At 36.5% G+C, this 18,829-nt stretch carries 16 protein-coding genes; 15 read left to right on the plus strand and 1 reads right to left on the minus strand.

The features are described from left to right. Positions 1-172 precede the first annotated feature (172 nt). The 8 genes from ACRD62_RS01715 (at position 173) to ACRD62_RS01750 (ending at position 10,065) form a co-directional block, all read left to right on the plus strand. On the plus strand, positions 173-2,008 hold the full coding sequence (locus tag ACRD62_RS01715; protein ID WP_430818390.1) for a glycoside hydrolase family 2 protein: 1,836 nt from the start codon (positions 173-175) through the stop codon (positions 2,006-2,008). A 72-nt stretch (positions 2,009-2,080) separates the two neighbouring features. Then, the gene (locus ACRD62_RS01720) at positions 2,081-2,665 is read left to right on the plus strand and encodes a hypothetical protein (protein ID WP_430818391.1); all 585 of its coding nucleotides are present in this window, start codon (positions 2,081-2,083) and stop codon (positions 2,663-2,665) included. Positions 2,666-2,670: 5 nt separating this feature from the next. Beyond that, the gene (locus ACRD62_RS01725) at positions 2,671-3,294 is read left to right on the plus strand and encodes a hypothetical protein (RefSeq protein WP_430818392.1); all 624 of its coding nucleotides are present in this window, start codon (positions 2,671-2,673) and stop codon (positions 3,292-3,294) included. Beyond that, positions 3,291-3,782 carry a hypothetical protein gene (locus tag ACRD62_RS01730; protein WP_430818393.1) on the plus strand — a complete coding sequence of 164 codons (492 nt, stop codon included), beginning with the start codon at positions 3,291-3,293 and terminating at the stop codon, positions 3,780-3,782. The genes ACRD62_RS01725 and ACRD62_RS01730 overlap by 4 nt, the downstream gene beginning before the upstream one ends. A gap of 125 nt (positions 3,783-3,907) precedes the next feature. After that, entirely contained in the window at positions 3,908-4,678 is a 771-nt protein-coding gene (locus ACRD62_RS01735) for a helix-turn-helix domain-containing protein (RefSeq protein ID WP_430818394.1), read from the plus strand. Between the two features lie 213 nt (positions 4,679-4,891). Continuing rightward, positions 4,892-7,675 (plus strand): leucine--tRNA ligase, encoded by a 2,784-nt coding sequence (leuS, locus tag ACRD62_RS01740; RefSeq protein ID WP_430818395.1) that lies wholly within the window; start codon positions 4,892-4,894, stop codon positions 7,673-7,675. Positions 7,676-7,835: 160 nt separating this feature from the next. Continuing rightward, positions 7,836-8,702 carry a YitT family protein gene (locus ACRD62_RS01745; protein ID WP_430818396.1) on the plus strand — a complete coding sequence of 289 codons (867 nt, stop codon included), beginning with the start codon at positions 7,836-7,838 and terminating at the stop codon, positions 8,700-8,702. Positions 8,703-8,796: 94 nt separating this feature from the next. After that, positions 8,797-10,065 (plus strand): M23 family metallopeptidase, encoded by a 1,269-nt coding sequence (locus ACRD62_RS01750; protein ID WP_430818397.1) that lies wholly within the window; start codon positions 8,797-8,799, stop codon positions 10,063-10,065. A gap of 68 nt (positions 10,066-10,133) precedes the next feature. On the opposite strand, the gene purN is transcribed toward ACRD62_RS01750, so the two are convergent. Next, entirely contained in the window at positions 10,134-10,700 is a 567-nt protein-coding gene (gene purN, locus ACRD62_RS01755; protein WP_430818398.1) for a phosphoribosylglycinamide formyltransferase, read from the minus strand. A gap of 173 nt (positions 10,701-10,873) precedes the next feature. Here purN and ACRD62_RS01760 point away from each other — a divergent pair, with 173 nt between their 5' ends. The 7 genes from ACRD62_RS01760 to ACRD62_RS01790 all read left to right on the plus strand — a co-directional run bounded on the left by ACRD62_RS01760 (position 10,874) and on the right by ACRD62_RS01790 (position 18,818). Beyond that, positions 10,874-11,110, plus strand: coding sequence for an acyl carrier protein (locus tag ACRD62_RS01760; RefSeq protein ID WP_212214682.1), 237 nt, complete (start codon positions 10,874-10,876; stop codon positions 11,108-11,110). 28 nt (positions 11,111-11,138) lie between these two features. Continuing rightward, positions 11,139-12,386: a beta-ketoacyl-ACP synthase II gene (gene fabF / locus ACRD62_RS01765; protein WP_430818399.1), complete on the plus strand. Its 1,248-nt coding sequence runs from the start codon at positions 11,139-11,141 to the stop codon at positions 12,384-12,386. A gap of 10 nt (positions 12,387-12,396) precedes the next feature. Further along, positions 12,397-13,131, plus strand: coding sequence for a ribonuclease III (rnc, locus tag ACRD62_RS01770; RefSeq protein WP_430818400.1), 735 nt, complete (start codon positions 12,397-12,399; stop codon positions 13,129-13,131). Positions 13,132-13,369: 238 nt separating this feature from the next. Beyond that, positions 13,370-14,947, plus strand: coding sequence for a sensor histidine kinase (locus tag ACRD62_RS01775; protein WP_430818401.1), 1,578 nt, complete (start codon positions 13,370-13,372; stop codon positions 14,945-14,947). After that, positions 14,931-15,614 carry a response regulator transcription factor RprY gene (gene rprY / locus ACRD62_RS01780; RefSeq protein ID WP_321405682.1) on the plus strand — a complete coding sequence of 228 codons (684 nt, stop codon included), beginning with the start codon at positions 14,931-14,933 and terminating at the stop codon, positions 15,612-15,614. The genes ACRD62_RS01775 and rprY overlap by 17 nt, the downstream gene beginning before the upstream one ends. Before the next feature lie 96 nt (positions 15,615-15,710). Further along, on the plus strand, positions 15,711-16,727 hold the full coding sequence (locus ACRD62_RS01785) for a GSCFA domain-containing protein (protein ID WP_430818402.1): 1,017 nt from the start codon (positions 15,711-15,713) through the stop codon (positions 16,725-16,727). 162 nt (positions 16,728-16,889) lie between these two features. Further along, positions 16,890-18,818 (plus strand): amylo-alpha-1,6-glucosidase, encoded by a 1,929-nt coding sequence (locus tag ACRD62_RS01790; protein ID WP_430818403.1) that lies wholly within the window; start codon positions 16,890-16,892, stop codon positions 18,816-18,818. The last annotated feature ends 11 nt before the right edge of the window (positions 18,819-18,829 follow it).

Here is an 18,829-nt window from a genome sequence, read left to right on the forward strand (position 1 = left end):
GCCTTTTCAAAGCATTTAGAAGTACATAAAGTTAATTGGTTGAATCAATATGTATGTAACTCTGCAATCTCAATCTCACCTTTGTTAATTACTTCCGACAACAGCCCTGTTAACTAATAAACAAATAGTATATTTATATCATCTATTGAACCAAGCATATAAAATCAGCACTATGAAAAAAATCTTGATCTTATTCGGGATTCTACTTTTATCTGGAATTTCCATTGCTCAAAACGTATTTCAGAATATCCCCAACAGAAAAACAACCACCCTTAATGGCAAATGGCATTATATTGTAGATGTTTATGAAAGTGGTTATTATAATTATCGATACGAACCCCGGGACCAGAAAGAACATCCTACCAACGAAGCCATTTTTCTGGATTTAAAACCCAACGACAGATCTGATTTACACGAATACGATTTCGACACCTCTCCCACTTTATATGTTCCGGGCGATTGGAATTCACAGGAAGAAAACCTGTTTTATTACGAAGGAACCGTTTGGTATCGTAAAACATTTGATTATAAAAAAGAAAATGCAACCAATCGAATATTTCTCAATTTCGGGGCGGTTAACTATCGTGCTGACATATATTTAAACGGCATAAAACTGGGCTTTCACGAAGGTGGATTTACACCATTTTATTTCGAAGTGACGAATCTTTTGAAAGAAAAAGACAACTCCCTTGTGGTGAAAGTTGATAACAAACGCAAAAAAGAAGCGGTTCCTACTTTAAATACCGACTGGTGGAATTATGGTGGTATTACCCGCGACGTTGATTTAATCGAAACTCAATCGACTTATATTGCTGATTATTCAATTCAGCTTCAAAAAGGGAATGCAGGTTTGATTGAAGGTTACATTAGTTTAAATGGCGATGACAAAGCCAATCAACAAGTAGCTATTTCAATACCGGAGTTGAAGATCAATCAAACCTTAACAACCAATAGCGAAGGAATAGTCTCTGTTGCGATAAAGGCAAAAAACATTAGTTACTGGTCACCTGAAAATCCAAAACTTTATACTATTAATTTAAAATATGGAAATCATACTTTGAATGATAAAATTGGTTTTAGAACAATTGAAGTAAAAGGCTCCGATATATTACTTAATAATAAAAGTGTTTACCTGAGAGGAATAAGTATTCATGAAGAAAATCCGTTAGGAGGCAGAAGAGCCTATTGTAAAGAAGATGCCGAATTACTTTTAGGATGGGCTAAAGAACTGGGTTGTAACTTTGTTAGACTGGCTCATTATCCACACAACGAACATATGCTACGTATGGCTGATGAAATGGGCATTCTGGTTTGGGAAGAAAATCCGGTTTACTGGACTATTCCATTTGAAAACCATGACACCTATTTATTAGCAGAAAAACAGTTAAAAGAAGTGATGATGCGCGATAAAAACAGGGCTTCGGTGATTATCTGGTCCATGGCAAATGAAACACCTCGAAGTGAAGTGCGATTGGAATTTCTGAGAAACCTGGCTGCCACAGCACGTAACTTGGATAACACCCGCCTTATAAGTGCTGCTTTGGAGAAAAACAGAGTAGAAGGAAAAGAAAACACATTGGGCATTGATGATCCTTTTATGGATTATGTCGATATCATCAGTTTTAACGAATATGTGGGTTGGTATGATGGATTACCCGAAAAATGTGAACGGGTGCAATGGGAAATTAATTATAACAAACCTGTATTTATCTCTGAGTACGGAGGTGGTGCTTTGCAAGGCCTTCATGGTGATAAGTTAGATCGTTGGTCGGAAGAATTCCAGGAAGACCTTTATATAAAAAACATTGCCATGCTTCGCCAGATTCCTCAGTTGAGGGGTATGTCACCGTGGATTCTGGCCGACTTCCGTTCCCCACGTCGTATGCGTCCCGTAATACAAGACGGCTGGAACCGCAAAGGATTAATATCTGAAAAAGGAACCAAGAAAAAAGCCTTCTTTGTTCTGCAGGAATATTATAAAGAAATGATGGATAAGTGGAGTAAGTAAAACTACATTTATCAATGTTAACCATAGATTATTAAGGTTATCACAAATTGTGATGAATTAATAATCTGTGGTTTGGAATATCAACTTCATTTTTATAGAAATTCACCAATGACTCTTATAAAAAGATACTCAGTTCATTTAATCATAATTTACCTTGCAATCATTTCAATTTATGGAGTAATTGAAAAAATAGTTACTCCCAGTCCATTTGAGACGAGAAATGTAATAGCCTATATATTAATTATAACAATAACTCTTCTTAAAATATTTAAAATTAATCATGTAAAAACCACTCTTGCTCTTATCTTAATAACAGGCTTGTTTAATTTTATTCAGTTTACAAATTTCTCTTATCTATTCATATTTAGCTTAGGAAGTATGATTAAAATTGAAATACAACCAGTTTCTGCATATGCATTATTAGCCTTAATTCTTCTCAATAAAAAAGAAACAAGAAATTTCATTAATAAACTTTTTCCACCTAAAAGTGAGTCTGAAATTGAATTGGAAAATAAGAACCTTACCAATACGTTTAAACAAAAATTTTCAAAATATAACGATGTCCAATTGAAAGATATGCTTGATAATTCAGACTCTTATCAGGATGAGGCTATTCAAGCTGTTAAAGAATTAATAGAAGAAAAACTAAATAATTAACCCTAATGAGAAAAGCTCTTTACCTATTAAGTATTGTAATTTTTATTAGCTGCAACACTAGGCATTCAAACGAAAAAACTATTGGCCTTAAAGAACCTCTAAATGAAACCCCTGAAGTTTTTGAACAAACAAAAATTGAAACAGAGCTTAAGAGCTTTGGTAAGAGGTATTCTGAGAATGTCATAGAACAATTATTTAATGAGGCAAAAGAAAAAGATACTGATCTTGAGAACCTCATGAATGATATTAGTCAAATTAAAGTTTCTACTATCGACAGCCAGGAAGCATATAACATATATAAAAACAATAATGATTTATATTACCATAAAGTAAATGACTATCTCCGTCAAATTAATGATACTACATTAAGGATGGAAATTGAGAGAATATTCAATATCTCAGAAAAAAGCTTTCAAAGTAAAGTAAGCCAACACGAAAGGACAATAACATCCATTACTGAACTTTCCAATCAACTTGGTGATCATACACTTGCATTGAAACTCCTGATTACCCAACAAATGATTATAAACTATCAGAACAATGAATTACCAGATATTAAATCCTTAAGGAATCTTGAAAAAGACTATAAAACATTAATCGAAAGAACAAAGACGAAAACACCTAAATGATGAGCCCCAAAAGTCAATCCACTCAAAAATCCTTTTCTTACATACAAACGAATATTGCTTCAATTGACAAGGTATTTCCACTTCTTTGCCCTGTTCGCGAAAAAGACTGGTTAGATGGGTGGGAATACCGAATGATTTATTCAAAATCTGGGGTAGTTGAAGAAAACTGTGTTTTTGCCACACCTCATCACGGAGAGTCGGAAACAATCTGGCATGTTACTCAACACGATCAGGAGAGGTATCAGATTGAATTTGTTCGGTTAACACCGGGTGAAAATGTAGTACGAATCAACATTCGACTTGAAGCTGTATCAGAAAATAAAACCTATACTTACATTACATATCTATACACAGGGCTCAATGAAAAACAGAACCATTATATACAAAATCAACTGGTAAATGACTTTAATTCTTCTATGCTCTGGTGGGAGACTGCCATTAATTACTACCTGAAAAATGGAAAGATCCTAAAAAAGGATTCTTTTTAGCTTGCGATCTAATCCACTATATTTAAATACCTTGCAAATAAATGCCGCATAAATGCCGTGTATAAGTCAATCCAAATATTGTACCCCTTAACCCAAGTCTAATACTTTTGAAACAAACGACCGCTATGAATCAAAAACCTATCGGAACCCGAATTGCAGAACTCAGAAAAGAAAAAGGACTCACCCAATCCGAAGTAGTTGAAAAGTGCAATGTAAACATCAGAACACTTCAACGAATTGAATCGAATCAGGTACATCCTCGCATGTATACAGTGCGGGCTCTTCTTGAAGCAATGGAATATGATTTGGATGTTTTAAATGAACCTAACGAAACAAACCCTTCATCCAGTCTAAAAGAAAAGGTGACTAACTTTTTTGATCAGGCAGGTCTCATGTTTAATCAAAACAAAAGTATTATGAAAAAAGTAATGTTCTCTCTACTGTTTGGAGCCATCGCTGTATTTATCATTAGCATGGGGATGACCACGAAAAACAAGTATCATAAACCGGACTACTTAATTGGCACATGGCAATTAGTTAAAAGTGGATCTACTGAAATATCAACAAATGATGCATTTACCAGATACATGAAATTTGACGGTAACTTATTTGTCTCATTCAATAAAAAAGGTAGCCTATATAACGGTGGTAAATATTTGGCTGACGATGACGGAAATATTGTTACCATTCATGCCTATAATGGAAAACTATGTAACAATTCAAATTATTACACCTATGAAATTAATAAAGATACCATGACATTTAAAGGCATGTTTCTTAGGCCCTCTGGTAATAATTCCTATCACAGTAGTTCTATAAACGAAGTTTGGGTTAAAGTAGAAGATATCAAATTCAAAAAAGAAAAGTCTCCATTCGCGGATTTAATTATTTATTAAATAATACACAATCATAGTTAGTAATGGGGTTGCCTCTTCATCCGGGCAGCCCTTTTCCATTTACCCATTCTTTCCTTCCTGTTTTCTCTTTTCTATAATAGAAATTGATACAGATCATTTGTTATTCACCCCTTACTTCTGTAAAAAAGGATAAGTTTTACTAATTTCGCAGCCTGAATATTAAGTGAATAATTACGACCATTCAACTATATTATGGAATACAATTTTAAGGAACTGGAACAAAAGTGGCAGAAATTCTGGAACGACAATCAAATATATAAGGTAGAGGTTGATAACAGCCGCCCTAAATATTATGTATTGGATATGTTTCCCTATCCTTCGGGAGCCGGCTTGCATGTTGGTCACCCGCTGGGTTACATTGCTTCCGACATCTACAGCCGCTACAAGCGATTAAACGGATTTAACGTATTGCACCCAATGGGTTACGATGCATACGGATTACCAGCAGAACAATACGCTATTCAAACAGGGCAACACCCGGCTATTACTACCGAAAATAACCTAAACCGTTATCGCCAGCAACTCGATAAAATTGGATTCTGTTATGATTGGGATCGCGAAGTTAAAACCTGCGATCCGGATTACTATAAATGGACACAGTGGGCATTTATTCAAATGTTCAACCACTATTACTGCAACCAGGCTATGCAAGCCCGCCCTATCAGCGAATTGGTTGACGTATTTGCCCAAACAGGTACTGAAGGATTAGACCTGGCTTGCAGCGAAGAGTTGATATTTACTGCCGACGAATGGAAAGCTAAATCAGACAAGGAACAACAAGAGATATTATTAAACTATCGTTTGGCTTACTTGGCAGATACGATGGTAAACTGGTGCCCTGCTTTAGGAACTGTTTTAGCCAACGATGAAGTGAAAGAAGGTGTTTCGGTTCGCGGAGGTCATCCGGTTGAGCAAAAAGTAATGCGCCAATGGTCGTTGCGTGTTTCTGCTTACGCCGAACGCCTGTTAACCGGTTTGGATAATGTGGATTGGAGCGATTCTTTGAAAGAAATACAGCGCAACTGGATTGGTCGTTCCGAAGGTGCTGAGATGACTTTTAAAGTAAAAGAATCGGATGTTGAGATGGAAATCTTTACCACCCGCGCCGACACTGTTTACGGGGTTACCTTTATGGTTTTGGCTCCCGAAAGCGAATTGGTCGATCAGTTAACCACTTCCGAGCAACGCGCTGCCGTTGATGCTTATATTTTAGAGACCAAAAAACGTACCGAACGAGAACGTTTGGCTGAAGTAAAAAAAGTAAGTGGTGTTTTCTCCGGAGCATATGCGATCAATCCATTAACCAAAGAAGAAATTCCGGTTTGGATCAGCGATTATGTATTGGCAGGATACGGAACAGGAGCTATTATGGCTGTTCCTGCCCACGACTCCCGTGACTTTGCTTTTGCTAAACACTTCGATTTACCTATCCGTCAGGTGGTAATTCCTGAAGGTGGTGAAGCAACTGATCCGGCAACCTGGAATGATTCCATCGACTCAAAAGAAGGAACCATGGTTAACTCAGGTATCTTAGATGGACTGAGCGTAAAAGAAGGTATTGCTAAAACAAAAGAATATATTAAAGCTGAAGGAATTGGTAAGGTAAAAGTAAACTACCGCCTTCGCGATGCTATTTTCAGCCGCCAGCGATACTGGGGTGAGCCATTCCCTGTCTATTACAAGGATGACATGCCTTATATGCTGGATGAGTCAAAATTACCATTAACATTACCTGAAATTGATAAATACTTACCTACCGAACAAGGTGAACCTCCTTTGGGACGTGCTAAAAACTGGCAAACCGAAGATGGTTATCCTTTGGAATTAAATACCATGCCTGGTTTTGCCGGATCATCGGCTTATTACCTACGTTACATGGATCCAAAGAATGATACAGCTTTGGTAGGCAAAGAGGCTAACGAATACTGGCAGGATGTTGACTTGTACATTGGAGGAACTGAGCATGCTACTGGTCACCTGATCTATTCACGTTTCTGGAACAAGTTCTTATACGATATGGGTGCCGTAATCAAAGACGAGCCATACAAGAAGCTGATCAACCAGGGAATGATTCAGGGACGTTCTAACTTTGTATATCGAGTAAAAGGAAGCAACACTTTTGTTTCGTACAACCTTCGTAAAGACTATGATGTAACAGAAATTCATGTGGATGTTAACATCGTTCGCAACGACGAATTAGATATAGAAGCTTTCAAAAAATGGAGTCCGGATTATGCTAACGCTGAATTTATTTTGGAAGGTGATAAATACATCTGTGGATGGGCAGTAGAGAAGATGTCGAAATCGATGTATAACGTAGTTAATCCTGATGATATCATTGAAGAATATGGAGCCGACACCTTGCGTTTATACGAGATGTTCTTAGGTCCTTTAGAGCAAAGTAAGCCTTGGGATACGAACGGAATAGATGGTGTTCATAAATTTCTAAAAAAAACATGGCGTTTATTCTATAACAGTGATCAATTAGCAGTAAGCAACGATAAAGCAACTCCTGACGAATTAAAAGTATTACACCGCACCATTAAAAAGATTACCGATGATGTGGAACGATTCTCTTTTAATACATGCGTTAGTGCCTTTATGATTTGCGTGAACGACTTAAATGATCTTAAATGTAACAAACGTGAGATTTTAGAGCCTCTGTTAGCACTATTAGCTCCTTTTGCTCCACATATCTCAGAAGAATTATGGAGCCAGTTAGGAAATACAACTTCCGTTGTAGATGCTCAATGGCCCGAATTAAACGAAAGTCATCTGGTGGAGTCAACCGTTACTTATCCGGTTTCATTTAACGGCAAGATGCGTTTTAAAATCGATCTTCCGGCAGATATGAATCCAAAACAAGTTGAAGAAGCTGTATTAGCTCATCAGTCAGCCGCCAAATGGATAGAAGGAAAAACCATTCGCAAAGTAATTGTGGTTCCTAAAAAGATCATCAACATTGTTGTAGGATAAATCCAGATGTTAGATGATAGAAGTTAGTAATTAACATTCACTGTTTTCTAACTTTCTACTGACTAAGAATTACGTCAGATACAATCAAACTGCTTGATATTTTTATCAGGCAGTTTTTGTAATACCAAACCACCCATTAATAATAAATAAGTACAAAATAATGACTACCAATAAAATATTATCTGAGCTACGAAGTTACCTGATGTTGACTCTTGGATTAGCCATTGGAACTCTTGGGTGGACCGGATTTCTTATTCCGGCTAAAATAGTAGGTGGTGGCTTAACCGGGGCCTCCACTATTCTGTTTTTTCTTTTTGGCTGGGATGTAGGTTTAACTTCATTAGTAATCAATATTGCCCTTATTCTTATTGCCATGAAAGTACTTGGGGCCTCATTTGGCATCAAAACGATCTATTGCGTTCTGGTTTTCTCAGGGCTTTTATCTTTAATGAGACCTTTTTTTGATGCACCCATCGTTTCTGAGTTAATGATGAATGCCATTATAGGTGGTATTTTAGGAGGATTAGGCGCTGGCATCGTCTTTGTTAATGGCGGAAGTACCGGTGGAGTAGACATTATTGCCATGATCATTAATAAATATAAAAACATCAGTTTAGGCCGACTGCTTCTTGCAATGGATGTTATCATTATCTCCTCTTCGTTTTTTCTTGTACAGACTTCATCCATCGAGACCGTTGTTTATGGTTTTATGACCATGGCTATCGTAGCCTATACAGTAGATTTAGTGATATCAGGAAACAAACAAACTGTCCAGTTCTTCATAATATCAACCAAACCAGAAGAGATACAAAAATCAGTGATTTTTGATGCCAACAGAGGACTTACCATACTTCATGGAACAGGGGGATATTCCGGCGAAGATCGAAAAGTATTGATGGTTATTGCAAAAAAAAGTGACACTCAAATGATATTTAAAGTAGTGAAGCAGATAGATGCCGATGCTTTTATTACTGTTGGAACGGTAATGGGAGTTTACGGACAAGGCTTCGATAAAATTAAAATTTAAGCAAGAAAATCTTAACTTAGGGGCTATAAAGAAAAGTCGGATTAAGGTCTCGCTTTTTTTTACCCTGACAATTCACCCTTATTATTAAATTAAAATGAAGAAGAAGACTTTTTTTCTTATCGCTATAGTTGTAATAATTTTAGTTCCACTTACTTTTCTACTTGTCAGCAGATACCAACATCCTAAATCTGTAGTAACACAAGAAACTCTGGATTCTATGAATGTTGTTGTGGTGCCTGAACCAGAATTATTATATGGCATTCCATTAGACTCTTTTATAGTTGATAAAGAAAGAGTAAAACGCAACCAATTTTTAGCCGATATATTCTTAAAAGCCGGTGTTGATTACCCAACTATTAATACAATTGTGGAAAGAACAAAACCAGTTTTTGATGTCAGAAAAATTAAAGTTGGAAATAACTATTCACTGTTTTTAAGTCAGGATACATTGCGCACTCTGGAGCATTTTGTATACGAAATTGACAATACCGATTATATGGTTGTCTCACTCGAAGACTCCATTCAGGTATATCGCGGAGTAAAAGAGACCGTTCGCATCTCAAAAGAAGCCTCAGGAGTTATTAACTCTTCTTTATGGAATGCAATGTCCGACAACAACCTCAATCCTTTATTAGCCATTGAATTATCCGAGATTTTTGCCTGGACAGTAGATTTCTTTGGCATTGAGAAAGGCGATTATTTTAAAGTGTATTACGATGAAGAATTTGTGGATAGTTTAAGCATAGGTATTGGCAAGGTCCACGGAGCTCAATTTCATCACAGAGGAAAAGATTTCTATGCTTTTAATTTTGAAGAAGATAGTGTCTGGAATTTCTTTGACGAAAATGGACAAAGCCTCCGAAAAGCGTTTCTGAAAGCTCCCCTTAAATTTTCAAGAATCAGCAGTCGTTTTTCCAATAGTCGTTTGCACCCGGTACTCAAAATACGTCGTCCTCATCATGGAATCGATTATGCAGCTCCAGCAGGAACACCTGTCTATGCACTGGGAGATGGTCGTATTTTTGCAAAAGGATACCAGAAAAATGGTGGAGGAAATTATCTTAAAATTAAGCACAATAGTGTATACACAACTGTTTATATGCACCTAAAAGGCTTTGCTAAAGGCATTTCACAAGGAACATATGTGCGTCAAGGTCAGTTAATAGGTTATGTTGGCTCAACAGGTCTTGCAACGGGTCCGCATCTCGATTTCAGAGTTTATAAAAACGGTAGTCCAATTGACCCATTAAAAGTGGAAGCTCCTTCTGTAGAACCCGTAAAAGAAGCGAACATGGCTCGTTTCAAGTCATTTATTGAACCATTAAAATCAAAGATTGACAGTATTGCACTTCAAAATTTATAAGTTCTAAGTTTTAAAAAATAAAAGAGGCTCAAAACTGGGCCTCTTTTTTATTTGATTGATATCAAACTTTATGCATTCAACAATTCATCAATTGTTTGAGGGAAATATATATATTCCAACTCATGTACTTTGGCAGCAACATCATCAGCTGAATCAGAAGGTTCAACCTTACAACTCACCTGCTTAATTACCTGTCCTTCATCATAATGCTCATTCACATAATGAATTGTAATACCAGACTCCTTCTCTTTGTTATCAACCACAGATTGATGAACATGATGGCCATACATTCCTTTGCCTCCATATTTTGGTAAAAGGGCTGGGTGAATATTGATAATTTTATCAGAAAATTGCTGAATATATGCCGATGGTATTAACCATAAGAATCCTGCTAAAACAATTAAGTCCGGTTTAAGTTCTCGTAACTCATTCAATATCTCTAGGTTATCCCTGAATTCATTTCGACTAAACACCCTACATGGTATACCTAAATTATCGCAACGCTCAATAACATAGGCATTTGGGTTGTTGCAAAACACTCCTTTTATTTCGACCGTCCCCTTCTCTTCAAAATATTTTGCAATGTTTTCTACATTCGATCCAGACCCCGATGCAAAAAGCACTATCTTTTTCATTATCTTAATTTTACACGTATTTTTTTACACCAAAACAAGGTGCAAAAATAGGAAAATTTATAGGCTAATTGGTATTTTCTTTACATGAAGTTTGAATTATTATCCACAAATGTATTTCTTTGCAAAGTTGTTTTATAACATTTTATTAGTATTAATTTAAAAAACTTAAAGCTATGTCAGACATTGCATCAAGAGTAAAAGCAATTATCGTAGACAAGTTGGGAGTTGACGAAACTGAAGTTGCACCAGAAGCTAGTTTCACCAATGATTTGGGTGCTGACTCTCTTGACACTGTAGAATTGATTATGGAATTTGAAAAAGAATTCAACATTGCAATTCCAGACGATCAAGCTGAGAATATCGGAACTGTAGGTGACGCTATTGCTTACATTGAAGAGAACGCTAAGTAAGAACGAGTAGGATACTTTAAGAGTAGTTATGGAGTTAAAAAGAGTTGTTGTTACGGGACTAGGAGCCATTACGCCGATCGGCAACACAGTAGAAGAATACTGGAATAGCTTGATAAATGGAGTAAGTGGCTGTGCCCCTATTACTCAATTTGACGCCTCCAAGTTCAAAACTCAGTTCGCTTGCGAAGTAAAAGGCTATAACGCCAATGATTATTTTGATCGCAAAGAGGTTAGGAAACTTGACCTCTATGCCCAGTACGCTATGATTGCTGCCGACCAGGCAGTAGCCGATTCAGGAGTTGATCCTGAGAAATTGGATGCTGATCGTGTTGGCGTAATCTGGGGTGCCGGCATTGGCGGCTTGCTTACATTCTTGCAAGAAGTTACAGGATTTGCTCAAGGGGACGGAACTCCACGTTTCAGCCCTTTCTTCATTCCGAAAATGATTGCTGATATTGCCCCGGGCCATATTTCTATGAAATATGGATTCCGCGGACCCAATTTCGGCACTGTTTCGGCATGTGCATCTTCTACTAACGCCATTGGCGAAGCGTATAATCTTATTCGTTTAGGCAAAGCTGACATGTTTGTTACAGGAGGTTCTGAAGCCGCAATTAATCAAGCCGGTGTGGGTGGATTTAATTCAATGCAGGCTTTGTCAACCCGTAATGACGATCCAACGACAGCGTCGCGACCTTTTGATAAAGGACGTGATGGTTTTGTGATGGGAGAAGGAGGTGCTTCTTTAATTATTGAAGAATACGAGCACGCAATTAAGCGGGGAGCCAATATCTACTGTGAAATAGTAGGTGCTGGTATGACTGCTGATGCACATCACTTAACAGCCCCACATCCTGAGGGATTGGGTGCCAAGAAAGTTATGATGAATGCGTTAGAAGATAACGGTACTGATCCGAATGAAGTAGATTACATCAATGTACATGGTACAGCTACTCCACTTGGTGATATTGCCGAATCTAAGGCCATCAAAGAGGTTTTTGGTGATCACGCTTATGACTTGAACATCAGTTCAACAAAGTCTATGACTGGTCACTTGTTAGGAGCTGCAGGAGCTGTTGAATCAATAGCTTGTATTTTAGCTATTAAAAATGGTATTGTTCCTCCAACAATCAACCACTTTGAAGATGATCCAGAGATTGATAACAAGCTTAATTTCACTTTCAACAAAGCACAGAAACGTGAAGTAAAAGTTGCTTTATCAAACACTTTTGGATTTGGTGGTCATAACGCATCCGTGGTATTTAAAGCTTTGTAAAAAAGTAGTTTTGATTAAACCACTTTTGCACATTATAAAACTTCTTCCTTTTCGAGGGAAGAAGTTTTATGGTTTTATCCGAAACACTACCGGATTAACCCCGTCCAGCATAGAACTTTATGAGCAGGCCATGATCCATAAATCGGCTATGCTTAAGGACGCACATACCAAACGATACATGAACAATGAACGCCTGGAGTATTTAGGCGATGCCATCTTGGGTTCCATTGTTGCTGAAGTATTGTATGAGTATTTTCCGCATAAAAATGAAGGTTTCCTTACGAAAACCAGGTCACGCATAGTTAATCGCTCATTGCTTAACTCCGTTGCCTTAGAAATGGATTTGCACAAATGGGTTAAAACACAGTCGTTGCTCGATGTTTCCCAGACAAGTATATTGGGAGATGCTCTGGAAGCCCTGATTGGGGCCGTATATCTCGACAAAGGTTATAACAAGTGTAAACAGTTTGTTTCTGAAAAAATAATCAATCATTATATTGATTTACCCAAAATTGCCAGGGAGGATAATAATTACAAATCATTATTAATTGAATGGGGGCAAAAACAAAAGAAGACTGTTAACTTTATTACCGAAGAACTACACACTTTCGAAGAAACAACCATAAAATTTAAAGCAAAAGCATTAATTGACGAAGAATTATTTGGCGAAGGTGAAGGATATTCGAAGAAAGAAGCACAACAAAATGCCGCTCATCAGGCTCTGGAGCATATCGAATTAACCTGACAGTATTAACTAACCTTAATTTATCAGAAAGACAAGTAGTGTTTTTATTTGATTTTTTAGTAAACTTGTTTTGAAAAATTACAATTGATTTTTCTGTTAAACCGATCACTATTTCTGAAATTCATCCTGATAAATGACTCAATTCACGACCAATTATCTTTACTCTACAACTAATTAATTCGCTGTTAATTAATGTTAAACACAACTTTATATTCATTCAGCCTGCTATTTTTGTTATATGAGTAAGAAATTAATACTGATACTGACCATTGTAATGGCAATTTCCTTAATTGGATTAACATATATCCAAACGTTATGGATTATGAATGCCACTAAATTGAAAGAAGATCATTTCGATCAATTGGTGATTCAGGCAATGGATGAAGTAATAGCCAGACTTGAAAATGATGAGATCTCTCATTTATCAAGAAGTGTGGTGGCTCCAAAACCACAAAGCAAAGTCCCTCAAAACCTGCAACCCGACACTAAATATTTCAGAAACAACAATGAAGATTTATTAAAGCAAGAGCAAGAATTTCGCATTTCACTGGAATTAGACTTTTCTCGCGGACAATATGATGTTTCTACTTATGAACAGGATTCACTAACCACCACTTTTCAGGGAAGAACATCTAAAGGTGTTTTTGGACGTACAGATCCATTAACAAGCACCATGATGACTATTCAAAACGAATTGCGTAACCGCTTCAATAAACAAAATGATGCATTGTTGAGAACGCTGCTGCAGGATGTGCCGATTGAAAATCGCATTGATAACATGCGTCTTCAGCAATATCTCTTCCAGGCATTCGAAGACAGAGGCATTCCTTTCCTATATGAATACGCCATCATCAATCAAAAAGGAGAATTGGCATTTCAGACCGAAAGTTTTAATGAAAACCCTGAGCAGTACAAAATTTACCAAAGAAGACTGTTTCCGAACGACATACATGCAAAAGCCAACTTTATAAAAGTTCATTTTATACAAATACCTAATCCTATTTTGGAATCATTAGGATTGGTTATTCCATCGGCAGCATTTACTTTGATCATGATCTTTCTTTCAATTATCACCATCATGATCATTGTAAGACAAAAAAGAGTCGATCAGATAAAAAACGATTTTATCAACAACATGACTCACGAGTTTAAGACTCCTATTTCAACCATTTCTCTGGCATCTCAAATGCTCAAAGATGGTAGTGTGATCAAAACTCCTAAAACGTTAATGCACATATCAAGTGTTATACAGGATGAAAGTAAACGTTTGAGTTTTCAGGTTGAAAAGGTGCTTCAGATGGCCATTTTTGAAAAAGGCAAGAAAGGCTTAAAATTAAAGAACATTGATGTTAATGACCTTATTCATAATGTCACCAACAACTTCAGAATAAAGGTTGAAAATGCAAACGGTAAAATAATTGAACGTTTAGAAGCGAAAAACAGCATTATTAGCGTTGATGATGTGCATTTTACAAATGTTATTTATAACTTGCTTGACAATGCCGTGAAATATAAAATGGGGGCACCGGTTTTATACGTCAAAACTTGGAATAAAAACAACGGAATTGTAATTTCGATAAAAGATAATGGGATGGGGATATCAAAGGATAACCTCAAAAGGATATTTGAGAAATTTTACCGTGTACCAACCGGTAACGTTCATGATGTTAAAGGCTTTGGTTTAGGATTAGCTTATGTAAAAAAGATAGTTGAAGACCATGGCGGTGAAATATCAGTTGAGAGCGAACTTAAGGTTGGCACTAAATTTGACATATTCCTACCTCTAAAAACATTAAAGAATGGAAAAAGAATATAAAATCCTCTTAACAGAGGACGATGAGAACCTTGGAATGCTCCTGAGAGAGTACCTTGAAGCAAAAGGCTTCGAAACTGATTTATTGCCTGATGGAGAAGAAGGTTATAAGGCTTTTATGTCAAAAAAATACGACATCTGTATTTTAGATGTTATGATGCCAAAGAAAGATGGTTTTTCATTGGCTAAGGATATTCGCATGGTAAACGCTGATATTCCTATTATTTTCTTAACTGCAAAATCACTTAAAGAAGATATCTTTCAGGGTTTTAAAATAGGTGCCGACGATTATCTTACAAAACCTTTTAGCATGGAAGAGTTACTTTTCCGCATTGAGGCTATATTACGTCGCACAAAAGGTGGTAACGTTGCTCAGGAATTTTACCAGTTGGGTAAATTCAAATTCGACACACAAAAGCAACAATTAATTAATGACGATGATGTTATTAAATTAACCACAAAAGAATCGGAGTTATTAAAATTACTTTGTACCAATGCTAATAAAGTATTGGAGCGCAATTTTGCTTTAAAAACAATTTGGGTTGACGATAACTATTTCAATGCACGAAGCATGGACGTATACATTACCAAACTTCGTAAACATTTGAAGGATGAACCTAATGTTGAAATCATTAATGTTCATGGTAAAGGTTACAAACTAGTTATGTAATTAATTATTATATCATAATATAAGCCGCTTCGAAATCGAGGCGGCTTTTTTTGTTTCATCAGCCAGATTAATTGTATTTTCACTAAAAAATTGATCATGGAAACCTTCAGAACCGTTGTTGATGTACCTCATCAACAAGATAGAATGAGCTATGACTCCCAACTTTTATTTATGGGTAGCTGTTTTGCCAATAACATAGGTTCTTATTTCACTGAAACAGGTTTTAATGCTCTTGTTAATCCATTTGGTGTTTTATACAATCCTTTTTCAATTTCAGAATCCATTAATCGTCTAATAAGCAACAAAAAATATGAGCTATCTGACTTAATATCTCATAATGATCAATGGCAAAGCTTTGACTTTCACAGTCAGTTTAACCATACAAATAAGGAACAATGTTTACAAAACATTAATGATTCACTAAAAAAGGGAACCGAAGTACTCCATAATGCAGACTATCTGCTTCTCACATTTGGCACAGCCTGGATTTATCAACTGAAGGACTCTGAAAAAGTGGTATCAAATTGCCATAAATTTCCGGCATCTCATTTTAGCAGATCTCTTCTATCAGTAGAACAAATTACAGAGACATATAGTCAATTAATTAAGCAGCTAAAAGCAATCAATTCCAATCTGACAATCATACTAACTGTTAGTCCCGTTCGTCATTGGAAAGATGGGGCTCATGGTAATCAGATCAGCAAAGCAACATTACTCTTGTCAATAGAAAAACTTTGTTCAAAATTTGATCATTTATTTTATTTTCCAGCTTATGAAATCCTGTTAGACGACCTTCGCGACTATCGTTTCTTCGATAGTGATATGCTGCATCCTTCGAAGGAAGCCATTGATTATATCCGCTCTAAGTTTATCTCTTCGTGGATTGATGATAAAGGCCTTGATTTCATCCAGCGAATGGAAAAAATAAAGAAAGCAGCAAGTCATAAACCATTTGATCCGAATTCGGCACAACATCAAAAATTTATCAAACAACAAATTGCAGGATTAGAACAGATTCAAAAAAAATTCAATAATGTTACTTTATCCTACCATATCGAAGTATTCAACAAGCAATTAAATAAAACGGTCAAATCACATAAAAAAAGTAGATAATTATATCCTTTCTTATTGATCAATTGAATTTTTTTTACAAAATTGCAGCAAGAGAGTTGACAATTAGAATCTTCTCACTTTACATTTACCCTTAAACTCATCCTGTTTCCAATTTGAAAAGTCTGCACTTAGGTGATGGGTTTATACTTAATTTCTTAGCATATGAGTATTGAACATTTGGATAAAAGCCAGTTGGTTAATCTGGAGTATTCTCTTTTTAAAGAAATTCTACGGACCAACAGAGCAGGTGCCTATTCAAGCAGCTCAATCATTGGCTGCAACACCCGCAAATATCATGGATTGCTGGTGGCTCCTATCGAACAGCTCGATAATGAACGACATGTTTTGTTATCCTCCTTAGATGTTAGTATTATTCAAAGAAATAAAGTATTTAACCTGGGTATTCATAAATATCAGGGTAGCCATTACGAACCCAAAGGGCATAAATATATTCGTGATTATACAACGTTTCCAATACCCAAAACATCCTATCGGGTTGGAGGTGTCGTAATGTCTCAGGAAGTAATTCTTTCTGAGAAAGAGTCGCAAGTACTGCTTCGTTACACATTAGAAGAAGCTCATTCTCCAACAACCTTGCGTTTAACACCTTTTCTGGCTTTCAGAAACATTCATGACCTGACTCATGAAAACATGTATGCCAACACCAAATACAAAGTGGAAGATAGTGGCATTAGTATATCTTTATATGATGGATTCCCTCCAATCTATATGCAACTTAATAAAGCTAACGACTATGTTCCCAACCCCGATTGGTTTCGCAACATTGAATATGTAAAAGAACAAAACAGGGGTTACAATTATTCTGAAGATTTATATGTACCTGGCTATTTTGAGGTTGAAATAAAAAAAGGTGAAAGTATCGTTTTTGCAGGTGGAACAGTAGAAGCAAAACCGGGTTCATTAAAAGGAAAATTCACCCGCGAACTTAATAAGCGGGTACCTCGAAGCAGTTTACAAAATAACCTGCTAAATGCAGCTCAACAGTTTATTATCCGTAATCAGAAAGAAACCAAATTAATAGCTGGCTACCATTGGTATGGAACCCGCTTACGTGATACCTTGGTTTCGTTGCCAGGATTAACCGTTTTTCAAAAAGATAAAACTGACTTTTCGAAAATTCTAAAAACTGCCGTTGAACAAATTAAAAAAGAGTACCTCTCGGGTAATGATTTCATTGTAAAAGACATTGACGCACCCCTTTGGTTATTCTGGACTTTTGAAATGTGCATCGAGTATTGTAAGGTAGACAATATTTGGGATGAATTTGGTGATGTAATGAAAGACATCCTTAACAGGTACAAAGAAACCAATCATGAAAAATTCAGATTAGTTGATGGATTAATTTACGCCAAAGTAGAAAATATCCCTCTTACCTGGATGGATGCAATTGTTGATAATAAGCCTGTAACGCCAAGGTATGGAATGCCAGTTGAGGTAAATGCTCTTTGGTATAATGCGATCAGGTTTTCAATTGAATTAGCAAAACAAAATAACGAAACTGAATTTGTATCGGCATGGGAACCATTTGCTGAGCAAGTTAAAAACTCGTTTAATAAATATTACTGGATAGAAGAGCTGGAGTACCTTGCTGATTGTAATGATGGTGAGACAATGGATGGGAGTATCAGGCCCAACCAATTGATAGCAGCAGCACTCCCCTATTCTCCACTAAGTACTGATCAGAAAAAATCGGTTGTTGACATCATAAAAAAAGAATTAGTAACGCAAAAAGGAATTCGCAGCCTTTCTCCGCAAGACCCGCATTATAAGGGTGTAATGGAAGGAACCGTTGCCCAGCGTGATTTAGCACTTCATCAGGGAACTGCTTTTCCATGGCTGGTTTCATTTTTTGCCGATGCTTATCTATCGCTTCATAAACAAGGAGGTGTCTACTTTATAAAAAGGATACTTGAAGACTATGAGAAAGAATTAGGGGAACACTGTTTAGGTACCATCTCCGAAGCGTATAACGGTAACCCACCACACACAGCCAAAGGTGCGGTGTCGATGGCATGGAATGTTGCTGGTATTTTAAGAGTCATTAAATCGATTGAACCATACTCACTTTAATAAACCTAAGT

The sequence above is a fragment of the Carboxylicivirga caseinilyticus genome (genome assembly GCF_050589785.1).
GTDB lineage: Bacteria > Bacteroidota > Bacteroidia > Bacteroidales > Marinilabiliaceae > Carboxylicivirga > Carboxylicivirga caseinilyticus.

Excerpts from the sequence above, each read along its gene's own strand:
- ACRD62_RS01715 (WP_430818390.1), top strand. The coding sequence starts at position 173 with ATGAAAAAAATCTTGATCTTATTCGGGATTCTACTTTTATCTGGAATT.
- ACRD62_RS01725 (WP_430818392.1), top strand. The coding sequence starts at position 2,671 with ATGAGAAAAGCTCTTTACCTATTAAGTATTGTAATTTTTATTAGCTGC.
- ACRD62_RS01730 (WP_430818393.1), top strand. The coding sequence starts at position 3,291 with ATGATGAGCCCCAAAAGTCAATCCACTCAAAAATCCTTTTCTTACATA.
- ACRD62_RS01735 (WP_430818394.1), top strand. The coding sequence starts at position 3,908 with ATGAATCAAAAACCTATCGGAACCCGAATTGCAGAACTCAGAAAAGAA.
- leuS (WP_430818395.1), top strand. The coding sequence starts at position 4,892 with ATGGAATACAATTTTAAGGAACTGGAACAAAAGTGGCAGAAATTCTGG.
- ACRD62_RS01745 (WP_430818396.1), top strand. The coding sequence starts at position 7,836 with ATGACTACCAATAAAATATTATCTGAGCTACGAAGTTACCTGATGTTG.
- ACRD62_RS01750 (WP_430818397.1), top strand. The coding sequence starts at position 8,797 with ATGAAGAAGAAGACTTTTTTTCTTATCGCTATAGTTGTAATAATTTTA.
- purN (WP_430818398.1), bottom strand. The coding sequence starts at position 10,700 with ATGAAAAAGATAGTGCTTTTTGCATCGGGGTCTGGATCGAATGTAGAA.
- ACRD62_RS01760 (WP_212214682.1), top strand. The coding sequence starts at position 10,874 with ATGTCAGACATTGCATCAAGAGTAAAAGCAATTATCGTAGACAAGTTG.
- fabF (WP_430818399.1), top strand. The coding sequence starts at position 11,139 with ATGGAGTTAAAAAGAGTTGTTGTTACGGGACTAGGAGCCATTACGCCG.
- ACRD62_RS01775 (WP_430818401.1), top strand. The coding sequence starts at position 13,370 with ATGAGTAAGAAATTAATACTGATACTGACCATTGTAATGGCAATTTCC.
- rprY (WP_321405682.1), top strand. The coding sequence starts at position 14,931 with ATGGAAAAAGAATATAAAATCCTCTTAACAGAGGACGATGAGAACCTT.
- ACRD62_RS01785 (WP_430818402.1), top strand. The coding sequence starts at position 15,711 with ATGGAAACCTTCAGAACCGTTGTTGATGTACCTCATCAACAAGATAGA.
- ACRD62_RS01790 (WP_430818403.1), top strand. The coding sequence starts at position 16,890 with ATGAGTATTGAACATTTGGATAAAAGCCAGTTGGTTAATCTGGAGTAT.